This window comes from Sphingomonas sinipercae, assembly GCF_011302055.1.
Classification (GTDB): Bacteria; Pseudomonadota; Alphaproteobacteria; order Sphingomonadales; family Sphingomonadaceae; genus Sphingomicrobium; species Sphingomicrobium sinipercae.
In genome coordinates this window covers 1,912,112-1,925,375 of sequence record NZ_CP049871.1, presented here as the reverse complement: position 1 = coordinate 1,925,375, position 13,264 = coordinate 1,912,112, and the positions used below count along the sequence as shown (strand labels likewise).

Genomic DNA, 13,264 nt, shown 5'->3' with positions numbered 1-13,264 from the left:
CGCAGTTGGCCGACACTGGCGACCAGCCGCTGATTGCCGCGCTCGACATTGGCTCGTCCAAGGTCAGCGCGCTCATCGCCACCCGCGATTCAGAGCGCAACCTGCGCGTCCTCGGCACCGGGCAGCGGGAGAGCCGCGGCGTCAAGCGCGGCTACATCACCGACGTCGAGGCCAGCGAGTTCGCGGTCCGCGAAGCGGTCGAACTGGCCGAGCGCATGTCCGGCGTCACGATCGAGGATGTGTGGGCAAGCTATGGCGCCGGCGGGCTGATCAGCCGGGTCGCGAACGTCGAGGTCGAGCTTGGCGGGCACCAGATCGAACAGGCCGATATCGACGAACTGATGCGCGGCGGCCGGCAGGAGATCGGCAAGGATGAAAAGGTCATCCTGCACGCGCATCCGGCGCTCTATTCGATCGACGGCGCGGACGGGGTGCAGCAGCCGATCGGCCTTCACGCCAATCGCCTGGGCGTCGATATTCACGTCATTTCCGCCGATCCGGCGCCGCTGCGCAACGTCGATTATGTGATCCGCACCGCCCACCTGGGAGTGAAGGCGATTGTCGCCTCGCCGATTGCAGCCGCGCTGGCCTGCCTGACCGATGAGGAGCGAGAGCTTGGCGTTGCGCTGGTCGAGCTTGGCGCCGGCGTCACGAACGTGTCGCTGCACGCCGGCGGGATGCTTCTCGGCCTTCGTTCGATCCCGCTGGGCGCGCGCGATATCACCGACGACATCGCCGCCGCGTTCGGCGTCCGCCGCCGCGATGCCGAGCGCCTGAAGTGCTTCTACGGATCGGCGATGACCTCCCCGCGCGACAATCATGAGATGATCGAGGCGGCGCACAGCGGCAGCGAGCAGGGGGCGGACCCGATCCGACTGACCCGGGCGCAGTTGATGATGGTCATTCGCCACCGGGTCGAGGAATTGACCGGCGCGGTCGATGCAGCGCTCAAGGCGCTCGGTTTCTCTGGCCCGGTTGGCCGCCCGGTCGTGCTGACCGGGGGCGGGGCCGAGCTGAAGAACATCGCCGATTACATGCAGGGCGTGCTCGGGCGAACGGTTCGGATCGGGCGGCCCAAAACGCTCGCCGGGCTTCCCGACGCGCACAGCGGCCCTGCCTTCTCGACGCTGGTCGGGCTGGCTTGCCTGGCGGGCTCGCGAAGCGGCGATATTCGCGATATCGCGATGGCGGGCGGCGGCGAGCGCAAGCCGACGAAGGGCCTGGTCGGGCGGCTGATCAGCGCCCTCAAGCAGAGCTACTGAACCGCGCTCAGCCGAGCGCGATGTCGAGTAGCAGCATCAGCGCCAGGCCGACGACGAACGCCGCGATCGGCCGGCTGTCGCTCGAATCCTTTTGCACCGCAGGGATCAGCTCGGCGGCGACGATGTAGAGCATCGCCCCCGCAGCCCAGCCCATTGCCGGCGCAAGCAATTGGTTGGCGAGGGTGACGATCGCCGCGGCAAGGAAGGCGCCGAGCGGTTCGACCATGCCGGTAGCGCCGCTGATCAGCACCGCGCGGCGGCGCGAAACGCCGATGGTCAGGAGCGCCGCGGCCACCGCGAGCCCTTCCGGAAGGTTCTGGACACCGATGCCGATCGCCGTCGTGATTCCGATCTTGATCTCGCCGGAGCCGAATCCGACGCCCACGGCCGCGCCTTCGGGGAAATTGTGCGCCGTCATTGCTAGCAGCAGCAGCCAGACCCGTTGCGAGACTTCCGGCGCCGCGCCGTTGCTGGTGAATGCCTCCGGTGGAGTCACCCGGGCGCGGATCCAGCCGATTGAAAGCGCGCCCGCGCCGACGCCGAGCGCGATCAGCCCGGCCGCCGCGAAGGGCGTCGACCCATTGGCCATCGCGAAGTCGGCCGCCGGGACAATCAGCGAAAGGTAGGATGCCGACAGCATGACGCCGGCGGCAAAGGCCAGCATCATGTCGTGCAGCCTTTCGGACCCGCGAAAGGCGAGCACGGGCAAGGCACCGACCAACGTCGCAACCCCGGTCGCCAATCCGGCGGCGCTGCCTGCCAGGATCAGCGACCAGTCATCACCAGCGATCATGTTGCAATTGCCTCAGCACCCCAGCGCGAACGGCCCAGTGGCAGGTCTGGTCCCGGGCGTCGAGGGCAAGCGAAAATCGGCTCATCCCGCCTGCAGCCGCGTTTTCCCGTTTTTTTTGGTCCGAATTAACTTTTTCGCTTGGCTTGCGACTCGCGATGATTCAAAGATTCGTCCCGGTGGTTCAATGCGCTAGCCGCGCATGAAGGGGGCACGTCATGAGCATCGATTTCATTCGGCCGGAAGTGGACGAACTCCGCCCGCGGATCAGCGTGATCGGCGTCGGCGGCGCCGGCGGCAACGCGGTCGCCAACATGATCCGTTCGGACGTGCAGGGCGTCGACTTCATCGTCGCCAATACCGACGCGCAGGCGCTCAACACGTCGTCGGCCGATCGGCGGATCCAGCTCGGGCTGAAGATCACGCAGGGCCTCGGCGCTGGCTCGCGGCCCGAAATCGGGCGTGCGGCCGCCGAAGAGACGATCGAGGAAATCGAACGCGCGCTCGAAGGCGCGCACATGTGCTTCATCGCCGCCGGTATGGGCGGCGGCACCGGCACCGGTGCTGCACCGGTCATTGCCAAGACCGCGCGCGACAAGGGCATCCTGACCGTCGGTGTCGTCACCAAGCCGTTCGCATTCGAAGGTGCCCGCCGCACCCGTTCGGCGGACAGCGGCATTGAGGAACTGCAGCAGCACGTCGATACGCTGATCGTCATTCCGAACCAGAACCTGTTCCGCCTCGCGAACTCGGACACGACCTTCAAGGAAGCGTTCGAGATGGCCGACGAGGTGCTGCAGCAGGGCGTCCGCGGGATCACCGACCTGATGGTCATGCCCGGCCTCATCAACCTCGACTTCGCCGACGTGCGTTCGGTGATGGGCGAAATGGGCAAGGCGATGATGGGAACCGGCGAAGCCTCGGGCGACAACCGCGCCATCGAGGCCGCCGAGAAGGCCATTTCCAACCCGCTGCTCGACGGCGTCAGCATGAAGGGCGCCAAGGGCGTCATCATCTCGATCACCGGCGGTGAGGACATGCGCCTGATGGAGGTCGACGAGGCTGCCAGCCACATCAAGGAATTGGTCGATCCCGACGCCAACATCATTTGGGGCTCGGCGTTCAACAACAACATGGAAGGCAAGATTCGCGTGTCGGTGGTCGCCACCGGCATCGAAGCCGAGACAGGGACGCAGGCGCAGCCGGCCAAGGTCTTCACCTTCCCGAGCGCACGCACGGTCGCTCCGGCCGCCGATCCTGTTGCCGCGGCGCCTGAAATGGACGCTGAGGACAGCGACGAAGACGAAGCCATGGAGCTGACCGAGGAAGTAGGCGGCGAGGAAGGCGACGAGCTGCTGCTCGACAGCGACGACATCCTCACCAGCCCGGTCGGCGCACCGCCGATTGCACCGCCGACCGACGAGGCCGAGGCGCGGGACGAGGGCGACCAGCCCAAGCGCGAAAGCGGAACGCTGTTCGAGCGGATGTCGAACATCGCCCGCGGAGCGCCCAAGGCGCAGATCGGCGAGGACGATGGCGACATGCCCGGCTTCTCGCGTGAGCCGATCGACATCCCGCGCTTCCTCAATCGGCAGAACAACCAGTAGGATTGCGCCTTCGGCGGCCCGCTCACCGAGGCTGCCGCACGGTTCATCGCGCCGCGACTAGTCAGAAAGGTTCTCGCAAGCTCCTCTTGCGCAGGGGAGCCGGGATGGCGGGGAAATCGATGAAACGTGTCCGTTTAGCAGCGGCAATTCTAGCAGGCGTGGGCAGCATACTTGCCGTTACGCCGAGGGCGTCGGCGCAAATGCCGGCCTATGTCGAAAGCCCCTCGGACGCGCTTGCGAGAAGCATTCGCGTGCTTGCGACGAGCCCCAAGGACTTCAACGCCCTGGTCGCTGCGGGTCGGGCGTCACTGGCCCTTGGCGATGCTCAGTCGGCGGCCGGATTTTATGCGCGCGCGGCGGAAGTGAACGGCAACAACCCGGTTGCGCAGGCCGGCATCGGCGCGGCCCTGGTCGGTTCGGGCGACCCGCAGGCGGCCTTGACCTATTTTGCCCGCGCCCAACAGCTTGGCGCCAGCGTCACGTCCTTCGGTTGCGATCGCGGGCTCGCCTTCGACCTGCTTGGGCAACAGGCGCTCGCGCAGACCGATTATCGCGTGGCGATGCTGGGGACGGACCGGGATGAGGCGACGCGCCGCCTTGCCTTGAGTCAGGCGATCGGCGGCAACGTTCCTGCAGCGCTGACGACGCTCCAGCCATTGCTGCTGCGTCGCGATCCCGGCGCGACACGGGTCAAGTCGCTGGTCCTGGCCTTGGCCGGCGATGTCGTCGGCGCCAAGGCCGCGCTCGATTCGATGATGCCCGGCGCTTCGCTGCGGATGGACCCGTTCTTCCGGAAACTCCCGCAGCTCAGCGCGTCGGAGAAAGCCGCGGCGGTCCACCTTGGCGTCTTCCCCGGAGCCGCCGGGTCTAGCTACGCCGGCGCGGACTCGCCGGGGGACGGGCTTGCCGGAATTGAGGAACTGCTTCGCCAACCGGCCCCGGCTTCGACGAATGCCGTCGCAAGCTTCCCTGCGGCGTCGGTTCCCGCGCCAAGCATCGCCACGGCGGCGCTGACTCGCCCGCTGGCGCCTGCCAAGCGGGTGCAGGCGAGCGCCGGCAGCCGCAAGATCTGGCTTCAGCTTGCCAGCGGCGCGAACGAATCGGCGCTGCCGGACGAATTCCGCAGGATCCGCTCGCGAAGCCCCGAATTGTTCGAAGACATCGATGGCTATGTTGCCGCCGATGGCGCTAAGGCGCGGCTGGTGATCGGACCATTTAAAAGCCGCGAAGACGCCGAGATTTTCGAAGAGGCGTTGTCGAACGAGCGTATCAAGGCATTCAGCTGGACCAGCGCTCCTGGCCAGCCGGTCCGTAAGCTCGAGGTTCGGTGAAGCTCAACCCTGCGCTGGCGGTCCAGCCAAGCCTGTCGCGCGGGCGCCGGCACCAGGAAAGCGATTCCGGCCCGCGCGGCCCACGCGACGTGTTCCAGCGCGACCGCGACCGGATTATCCACTCGATCGCCTTCCGCAGGCTGCGCCACAAGACCCAGGTCTTCGTCGCACCCGACGGCGACCATTATCGCGTTCGTCTGACCCACAGCCTGGAAGTGGCGCAAATCGGCCGGACCATCGCCCGCGCGCTCGGCCTGAACGAAGACCTGACCGAGACATTGTGCCTGGCCCACGATCTCGGCCACCCGCCGTTCGGTCACGCTGGCGAGGATGCGTTGCAGGATGCGCTGGCAGAGGCCGGCGGCTTCGACCACAACGCCCACTCGATCCGCCTCGTCACGAGGCTGGAGACGCCATACGTCGGTTTTGACGGCCTCAACCTCAGCTGGGAAGCTCTTGAGGGCCTGGCCAAGCATAACGGGCCGGTCGCTAGTCCCAGCTGGGCGCTGGCCGAGGCAGATGCCGACTTCGACCTGAGACTGGGTTCCTGGCCGAGCCTGGAAGCGCAGGTGGCGGCGATCGCGGACGACATCGCCTATGACAATCACGATATCGACGATGGGCTGCGGGCGGGGCTGCTCGATACCGAAAGCCTGAGGGAAGTACCGCTTGTGGCGCGCCACTGGGGCATGATCGAGGAGCGCTGCGGGACGTTGGCACCCGACAAGATGCAGCGGGCGCTCGTGCGCGACCAGATCGGCACCATGGTTGCGGATGTGCTGGAGGAGACGCGCCGGAGGATCGACGCAAGCGGTGTCGAAACCGTGGACGACGTGCGTGCCGCCAATGGTCCCCTGGTCGGATTTTCAGCCGGGCTCGCCGCCGAGGAGCGGGCGTTGAAGCGGTTTCTCTACGACCAGGTCTACAACGCGCCGGCGCTGCATCCGGTACGACAGCAGGCGCAGCAGGTCATCGCGGGCCTCGCCAAGGCCTATCTCGATGACCCCAGCCTGCTTCCCGAAGACTGGCGCGGGTCAGGCGACGCGGTGGACCACAGCCGCCGCGTTGGCGACTTCATTGCCGGGATGACCGACCCGTTCGCAATCGCCCGCTATCGAGCGTTGGTCGGGCCGGTCGATCTTCCGGAACGCTTCTAACCGTTTCCTAGTCGTCGGTCGGCCGTGTGGTCTGCTTGTCGAGACCGCTGATGCTCTTTTCGCGCGAGCGCTTGGGCTCGGCCGTCGGCGCGGCGGGTTGCGCGCTTTGTGCCGTCGCCGCTCGTGCGGCCGCGGAGCGGGCCGCGGCGCGCTGCGCACTGGCGGTGCGGACCTGCGCCTTCAGCTGCTCGCTGGCGGCCTTCATCGCTTCTGCAGTGCCATCGCAGGGGGCCGCCATGATCGCTTTTTCGATCATCCCCCGATTGTCATAGACATAACCGAGATCGGCGGCGGCCTCAGCCTCCAGCCCGCTGACAAACCCATTCCAGTTCTTGAGGAATTCCGGCTTGGCGGACTGCGTCGCCAGCCGGGGCAGCTCGACCGTGCCAGTGAAATTGACCTTCGCGGAAGCAACCTTGCAAACGCCCGCGGTCGTCGTCTTGCCGATTTCCGCGTCGGTGCTCCAAGCGGTGCTGACCGTCTTCGGGCCAGACGTTCCGGGAGCCGTGCGCATGGCGATGATCGCCTTGTTGACCGCTTCGGGCGTATTGCCGGGGACATCGTAATATTTGACCGTCACGCCGGGAATGCTGCTCAGCGGACGGGCCGGCGCGGGCGAAACCGTCGGCATCACAGCCTGGGCAGCGCCGGTGGCGAGTAGAGCGATGAAAACATTGATCATTGTGAATCTCCGTAGCGGTCGGACCGCTTCTAGCGACGGACGGCCGCGCGGCAAGCACCCGTGACGCGGCGATGGTGGTGCGTTAGAGGGCGCGCTCTGCCGATCCCATGGTGAACATAAGTTGAGCGTATACTCTCATTACGCAGCGCTCCTCGACGGAGTGTTGGACGAACTTCAGGCTGACGGCACGCTGCCGGCGGACATCAATCGGCGCGCGGTCGCGGTCGAGCCGCCGCGCGACCCGGCGCACGGCGACCTGGCGACCAATGCGGCGATGGTGCTTGCGAAAGCGGCTTCGACCAACCCGCGGTCGCTGGCTGCGGCAATCGCGCCCAAGCTGGAGGCGATCCCGACCGTCGCTTCGGTCGAAGTCGCCGGGCCGGGCTTCCTCAACATCCGCCTGGCGCCCGAAAGCTGGCGTAATGAACTGGCGACGATCCTTCGCGAAGGCGACGCGTACGGCCAGTCGACCGCGGGCAAGAATGAGCGGGTCAACGTCGAATATGTCTCCGCCAACCCGACCGGGCCGCTGCACATGGGTCATTGCCGCGGCGCGGTCGTCGGCGATGCGCTGGCGCGCCTGCTCGAAGCGGCGGGATTCCGGGTCACCAAGGAATATTACGTCAACGACGCGGGCAGCCAGGTCGAAACGCTCGCCCGTTCGGTGCACTTGCGGTACCGCGAAGCGCTCGGCGAGGACATCGGCCCGATCCCCGAGGGCATGTACCCAGGGGATTACCTGGTGCCGATCGGTACCGCGCTCGCGGCCGAATATGGCGACCGGTTCGCGCAGGCACCCGAAAGCGAATGGCTGGCATTGTTCATGGAGCGCGCGGTCGCCGCGATGCTCGACCTAATCCGCCACGACCTCGCGCTGCTCAATATCCACCACGACATTTTCGCATCGGAAGCGAAGCTGCAGCAGTCGGGCGCGGTCGATGCCGGCCTGGAGCAGCTCAAGCAGCGCGGGCTGATCTACCAAGGCACGCTCGAGGCGCCAAAGGGCGAAACTCCGGACGACTGGGAGCCGGTCGAGCTGACCTTGTTCCGATCGACCGAGTTCGGCGACGACCAGGACCGGCCGATGAAGAAGTCGGACGGCAGCTGGACCTATTTCGGGGCCGATGCTGCCTATCACCTGAAAAAGGCGCAGGATGCCGACCATCTGGTCAACATCTGGGGTGCCGACCACGCCGGCACGGTCAAGCGCGTCCAATCGGCGGTCAAGGCGCTGACCGACGGCCGCGTCGACCTCGATGTGAAGCTGGTCCAGATGGTGCGCCTGTTCCGCGCGGGTGAGCCGGTAAAGATGTCGAAGCGGGCGGGCGACTTCGTCACGCTGGCCGATGTTGTCGGCGAGGTCGGCAAGGACGTCGTTCGCTTCATGATGCTGACCAAGCGCGCCGATACGATGCTCGACTTCGACTTCGCCAAGGTCGTCGAGGCGTCGAAGGATAATCCGGTCTTCTACGTGCAATATGCCCATGCGCGGATTTCCTCACTGCACCGCAAGGCGGCGGATGCGGGGGTCAGCCTCGACGCTGGCGCCGACCTGTCGCTGCTGGACGAAGAGGAACTGGGGCTGGTCAAGTTCGCGGCCCAGTTCCCGCGGACGATCGAGGCCGCGGCAATGGCTCACGAACCGCATCGCATTGCTTTTTATCTCTACGATTTGGCGGCGGCGTTCCACGCCCTCTGGAACCGCGGCAACGACGATCCGGGCCGGCGCTTCCTGGTGGAGGACAATCCACAGCTTTCTCGGGCCCGTCTGGAACTGGCGCGGGGCATCGGGCAAATCATTCGCAGCGGCCTGAAGCTGATGGGGGTCGAGGCCGCCGAGGAGATGCGCTGATGTCCGACAGCCGCGCGGTCTACGACGAGGACCGCCTGCCCTGGCTGCAGGAAGTCGAGGATGAAGACGCGCCGAGCGGCGTTTCGGCGGGGCGGATGCTCGCCGCGCTCGTGGTCGTGCTTGCCGCCGCAGCAATCGTCGCCGCGACCTTTTTTTGGATTGGCCGCAAGGATGCTGGCGAAGCCGGCAGCGCTCCGGAACTGATCGAAGCGCCTTCAGGCCCCTACAAGGTCAAGCCGACCGATCCTGGCGGGCTGGACGTCGCCGGGGACAGCGAGACGGCCTATCAAACCAGCGCCGGGCAGGACTTCGATTCCCAGCTCGACACCAGCCGGCTGCCGCGGCAGCCCGGATCCGTCCCCGCGCCCCAATCGGAGGCGACGCCCGCGGCCGAGGCCGAAAAGCCCGTACCGCCCACGCCAAAATCGGAAGCAAAGCCTGAACAGCCGGCGGTTTCGGGCGGCGGCTCGGTCATCCAGCTCGGTGCTTACAAGAATACGGCGCAGGCACAGCGGGCGTGGAGCGCCCTGACCGCGCGTTTCCCGGACCTGGGCAGCCTCAGCAAGATCGTCGTGCCATATTCGGCGGGCGGCAGCAGCGGCTATCGCTTGCGGGCCGGCGCTTCCAGCCCGGCGCGGGCGCAGGAGATGTGCAAGGCGCTCCAGGCCGCCGGCGAAAGCTGTTTCATCGCGAGGTAGGACGGTGCAGGCTGCAATTTACGGACTCGCCGGGCCCCAGCTTTCGGACGAGGAACGCGGCTTCTTTCGCGATGCCGACCCAGCGGGGTTCATCCTCTTCAAGCGCAATTGCGAGAGCCAGCAGCAACTGCTGACGCTGACGGACGCGTTGCGGGACCTGTCGGGCCGCGCCGACGTGCCGATCCTGATCGATCAGGAAGGCGGCCGGGTGGCGCGGATGAAGGCGCCGGAATGGCCCGCCTTCCCGGCGGCGGAAGCCTTCGCGCGTCTCTACGAAACGGCGCCCTCATCGGCGATCGAGGCGGTCCGCTCCAACGCGCGCGCCCTCGGGCTGATGCTCGCCGAGGCGGGAATCAACGTCGACTGCCTGCCGATGCTCGACGTCCGACAGCCGGGCGCCAGCGACATTGTCGGCGATCGCGCGCTCGGCGCCGATCCGATGCAGGTTGCGGCGCTCGGCCGCGCGGTCCTAACGGGGCTTCGGTCCGCGGGCGTGGTCGGGGTGATCAAGCATATGCCGGGCCACGGCCGGGCCCTGGTCGACAGCCACCTCGAACTGCCGGTGGTCACCGCCAGCGAAGAAGAATTGCAGGTCGATCTCGAACCCTTCGAGCGGTTGAACTGGGCGCCGATGGGGATGACCGCCCATGTCGTCTACACTGCCTGGGACAAGGCGCGTCCGGGCAGCCTTTCGCCAACCGTCATCAGCCAAATCATTCGCGAGCGCATCGGGTTCGACGGCTGGCTGATGAGCGACGATCTTGGCATGAACGCGCTCCAAGGCGATTTCGGGGAGCGCGCTGCCGGCGCCGTGGCCGCCGGTTGCGATGTCGCGCTGCATTGTTCGGGAATCATGGAGGAGATGGTCGCGATCGCTGCCGCAGTGCCGGCAATGAGCGCGGTTGGGGAGGAGCGGCTGGCGCGGGCCATGGCCACCATCGCCGAAGCGCAGGACGGCCCCAGCTTTGCGGAATGTGTGGACAAGCGCGACCAGCTTCTGGCGCTTGCCTGAACGGCGCGATAGCCTCGCCTGATGGCCGAGCAGCAGCTCAGATTGGTGCACAGCGAGCCGGATGAGCTCAACCTTACGCTCGATGGCTGGGAAGGTCCGCTCGACCTGTTGCTCGAGCTCGCGCGCGGGCAAAAGGTCGATCTGGCGCAGATTTCCATCCTCGCGCTGGTCGAACAATATCTCGCTTACTTGAACCAGGCGCGAGCGCTGAAGCTTGAGATCGCCGCCGACTATCTCGTCATGGCGGCGTGGCTGGCCTACCTTAAATCCTGCCTGCTGCTTCCCAAGGATCCGGAGCAGGATCCCAGCCCGGAAGAAATCGCGCTGCGCCTGCAGATGCGGCTGCAGCGGCTGGATGCCATGCGCGAAGCCGGCGCTCGCCTGATGGGCCGCGACCGCGTCGGCCGCGATGTTTTCGTCCGGGCGGCGCCGGAGGGTCTTCGGCTGGTGCGCAAGTCGGCGTGGCATGCCACCGCCTTCGACCTGTTCGCCGCTTACGGCACGGTTAAGGCGCGCACCCAACCGGCCTTCCACGTCGTCCACGCGCGTTCGGTCATGACCCTGGAAGAAGCGATCGAACGGGTCGGCAAGCTGATCGGCATGGCCATCGAGTGGACCGAGATTCGCGCGTTCCTGCCCGACACGGCCGATCCGCAATACGCCAAGTCGGCGCTTGCCTCGAGCTTTGTCGCAACCCTGGAACTGGCCCGGCGCGGCCGGCTCGACCTCGCCCAGGAAAGCGCCTTCGCGCCGTTGCGGGTCAGGGTCGCCTGATGGACGAGCTGGCCCGGGCGGTCGAAGCGACCCTGTTCGCATCGGAGACGCCGTTGACGGTGGCCGAGCTTGCCCAGCACGTCGGCGAGGGCGACCTCGACGCGGCGCTGGCGCAGCTTGCCGAGGTGTATCAGGGGCACGGAGTCGAACTGGTCGAGCGCGGCGGTCGCTGGCATTTCCAGACCGCGCCGGATCTTGCCCACTTGCTGCGCCGGACCCGCGAAGAGCCGCGCCGACTGTCGCGCGCGGCCACCGAGACGCTGGCGATCATTGCCTATCATGAGCCGGTCAGCCGCGCCGAGATCGAGGCGATCCGCGGCGTGCAGATTTCGAAAGGCACGCTCGACGTGCTGATGGAGGCAGGCTGGGTGCGGACGGCGGGCCGCCGCGAAGGGCCGGGCCGCCCACTGCTCTACGCGACCACGGCCGAATTCCTTACCCACTTCGGCCTCGCGTCGCGTCGCGACCTACCCGGGATCGACGACCTGAAAGCCGCCGGCCTGCTCGATCCGCTCGACGAGGCGGCGTTTGCGGCCATGGGCGAACTGCAACTGGAAAGCGGCGACGAGGACGACTAGATACAGGTTCAAAGGAGTGAGTTCATGGGCGGCTTCAGCCTCATTCACTGGATCATCCTCGGCCTGTTCCTGCTGCTGCTGTTCGGCGGCAACCGCTTCTCGGCGGCGATGAAGGACGTCGGCAAGGGCCTGCGCAGCTTCAAGGAAGGCATTGGCGACGAGGAAGAAGAGCGGCGCAAGCGCGTCGAAGCTGAAGGCCGCCTGCAAAGCCGCCCGCCCGAGCGTCCCATCGAAGTCACCCCCGAACCGCGCCCGACCGCAGAGCAACCGCCGCTGCGAGACGACGAGCCGCGCCGCTAAGCGCGCCGCCGGCCCATGTTCGGCGTCGATTCCACAGAACTGCTGATTGTCGCCGTCCTGGCGCTGCTGTTCATTGGCCCCAAGGAATTGCCGACGACGATGCGCACCGTCGGGCGCTGGGTCGGCAAGATGCGCGGCATGGCGCGGCATTTCACCAGCGGCTTCGAAGCGATGGTCCGCGAAGCAGAGCTGGAGGAAATGGAGAAGAAATGGCGCGAGGAGAATGAGCGGATCATGCGCGAATATCCGGCGCTGACCGATCCGACGGCCATCGTCGAGCCTGAGGTGGAGCCGGTCAGCGACGACCAGCCGCCGCTTCCGCTCGAGCATCCGCAGCGCGAATTGCCGTGAGCGAAATCGACGAGACCAAGGCGCCGCTGCTCGATCATTTGATCGAGCTGAGGCGCCGGCTGCTGTGGTCGGTCGGCGTGCTTGCGGCCCTGTTCTTCGCCTGCCTCTACTTCGCGCGCCCGATCTTCGCGGTGCTGGTGCAGCCGCTGATCGCCGCCGGCCAAGGGAAGATCATCTACACCGACATCTTCGAAGCCTTCTTTGTCGAAGTGAAAGTGGCGCTGTTCGCGGCGCTCATGCTCGGCTTCCCCTTCTTCGCGACGCAGATGTGGCGGTTCGTCGCGCCCGGCCTGTACATGAAGGAGAAGAAGGCGCTGTTGCCCTTCTTGTTGCTGACCCCGGTCTTCTTCGGCGGCGGCGCGGCCTTCGCTTACTTCGTGGCCATGCCGTGGGCGCTTAGCTTCCTGCTCGGCTTTCAGGGGGAGATCGGCGGGATCCAGCAGGAAGCGCTTCCGGCGGTCGGCAATTACCTGAGCTTCTGCACCCGCTTCCTGTTCGGCTTTGGGGTCGCCTTCCTGACCCCAGTCCTCCTGATGATCCTTGAGCGCACCGGCATCATCACGCTCGATCATTTGACCAAGCACCGGCGCTACGCAGCAGTTGCCTCCGCCGCGGTCGCAGCGGTGCTCACGCCGCCGGACGCAGTGTCGATGCTGATGATGCTGGTGCCGCTATATCTGCTTTACGAATTCGCCATCCTGGCGATCCGCCTGACCCACTGGCGCGCGGCACGAAAGGCCGCGGCGGGCCCGATCTCAGCAGAAGAAAAAAGAGAGGGCCCGGAAGCGCCACCGGGGGGGGGGAGGGTTGGCGGTTCCGGGCCCATTTAAGCGGATAGCGAGAGCGGGGGGGCAAAAGTTCACTATCCGA

The 13,264-nt window shown here is 66.6% G+C and carries 14 protein-coding genes; 12 read left to right on the top strand and 2 right to left on the bottom strand.

Features of this window, described 5'->3' with window-relative positions; all coding sequences use genetic code 11:
* The first annotated feature begins 5 nt into the window (after nt 1-5).
* On the top strand, nt 6-1,262 hold the full coding sequence (gene ftsA, locus G7078_RS09970) for a cell division protein FtsA (protein ID WP_166095612.1): 1,257 nt from the start codon (nt 6-8) through the stop codon (nt 1,260-1,262).
* 7 nt (nt 1,263-1,269) lie between these two features.
* Here the strand turns inward: ftsA and G7078_RS09965 are convergent, their stop codons facing one another.
* Nucleotides 1,270-2,055 carry a ZIP family metal transporter gene (locus G7078_RS09965; protein ID WP_166095610.1) on the bottom strand — a complete coding sequence of 262 codons (786 nt, stop codon included), beginning with the start codon at nt 2,053-2,055 and terminating at the stop codon, nt 1,270-1,272.
* 215 nt (nt 2,056-2,270) lie between these two features.
* Here G7078_RS09965 and ftsZ point away from each other — a divergent pair, with 215 nt between their 5' ends.
* The 3 genes from ftsZ to G7078_RS09950 all read left to right on the top strand — a co-directional run bounded on the left by ftsZ (nt 2,271) and on the right by G7078_RS09950 (nt 6,147).
* Nucleotides 2,271-3,659, top strand: coding sequence for a cell division protein FtsZ (ftsZ, locus tag G7078_RS09960; RefSeq protein WP_166095608.1), 1,389 nt, complete (start codon nt 2,271-2,273; stop codon nt 3,657-3,659).
* A 158-nt stretch (nt 3,660-3,817) separates the two neighbouring features.
* Entirely contained in the window at nt 3,818-4,990 is a 1,173-nt protein-coding gene (locus tag G7078_RS09955) for an SPOR domain-containing protein (RefSeq protein ID WP_166095605.1), read from the top strand.
* Nucleotides 4,987-6,147, top strand: a complete 1,161-nt coding sequence (locus G7078_RS09950) for a deoxyguanosinetriphosphate triphosphohydrolase (RefSeq protein WP_166095604.1) — start codon at nt 4,987-4,989, stop codon at nt 6,145-6,147. The genes G7078_RS09955 and G7078_RS09950 overlap by 4 nt, the downstream gene beginning before the upstream one ends.
* Before the next feature lie 7 nt (nt 6,148-6,154).
* Here G7078_RS09950 and G7078_RS09945 read toward each other — a convergent pair whose 3' ends face one another.
* On the bottom strand, nt 6,155-6,829 hold the full coding sequence (locus G7078_RS09945; RefSeq protein ID WP_166095602.1) for a DUF922 domain-containing protein: 675 nt from the start codon (nt 6,827-6,829) through the stop codon (nt 6,155-6,157).
* Nucleotides 6,830-6,950: 121 nt separating this feature from the next.
* Between G7078_RS09945 and argS the strand changes: the two genes are divergently transcribed.
* From argS to tatC, 8 genes are read left to right on the top strand one after another with little or no spacing between them, the layout of a single operon-like run.
* Nucleotides 6,951-8,681, top strand: a complete 1,731-nt coding sequence (gene argS, locus G7078_RS09940; RefSeq protein WP_166095599.1) for an arginine--tRNA ligase — start codon at nt 6,951-6,953, stop codon at nt 8,679-8,681.
* Nucleotides 8,681-9,379, top strand: coding sequence for an SPOR domain-containing protein (locus G7078_RS09935; RefSeq protein ID WP_166095597.1), 699 nt, complete (start codon nt 8,681-8,683; stop codon nt 9,377-9,379). Before argS ends, G7078_RS09935 begins: the two co-directional genes overlap by 1 nt.
* 4 nt (nt 9,380-9,383) lie before the next feature.
* The gene (gene nagZ, locus G7078_RS09930; protein WP_166095595.1) at nt 9,384-10,391 is read left to right on the top strand and encodes a beta-N-acetylhexosaminidase; all 1,008 of its coding nucleotides are present in this window, start codon (nt 9,384-9,386) and stop codon (nt 10,389-10,391) included.
* Nucleotides 10,392-10,412: 21 nt separating this feature from the next.
* The gene (locus G7078_RS09925; RefSeq protein ID WP_166095593.1) at nt 10,413-11,165 is read left to right on the top strand and encodes a segregation and condensation protein A; all 753 of its coding nucleotides are present in this window, start codon (nt 10,413-10,415) and stop codon (nt 11,163-11,165) included.
* On the top strand, nt 11,165-11,743 hold the full coding sequence (scpB, locus tag G7078_RS09920; RefSeq protein ID WP_166095591.1) for an SMC-Scp complex subunit ScpB: 579 nt from the start codon (nt 11,165-11,167) through the stop codon (nt 11,741-11,743). Before G7078_RS09925 ends, scpB begins: the two co-directional genes overlap by 1 nt.
* 24 nt (nt 11,744-11,767) lie before the next feature.
* On the top strand, nt 11,768-12,043 hold the full coding sequence (locus G7078_RS09915) for a twin-arginine translocase TatA/TatE family subunit (protein ID WP_166095589.1): 276 nt from the start codon (nt 11,768-11,770) through the stop codon (nt 12,041-12,043).
* Nucleotides 12,044-12,058: 15 nt separating this feature from the next.
* Entirely contained in the window at nt 12,059-12,394 is a 336-nt protein-coding gene (gene tatB / locus G7078_RS09910; protein WP_166095587.1) for a Sec-independent protein translocase protein TatB, read from the top strand.
* The gene (gene tatC / locus G7078_RS09905) at nt 12,391-13,224 is read left to right on the top strand and encodes a twin-arginine translocase subunit TatC (RefSeq protein WP_166095585.1); all 834 of its coding nucleotides are present in this window, start codon (nt 12,391-12,393) and stop codon (nt 13,222-13,224) included. The genes tatB and tatC overlap by 4 nt, the downstream gene beginning before the upstream one ends.
* Nucleotides 13,225-13,264 lie beyond the last annotated feature (40 nt).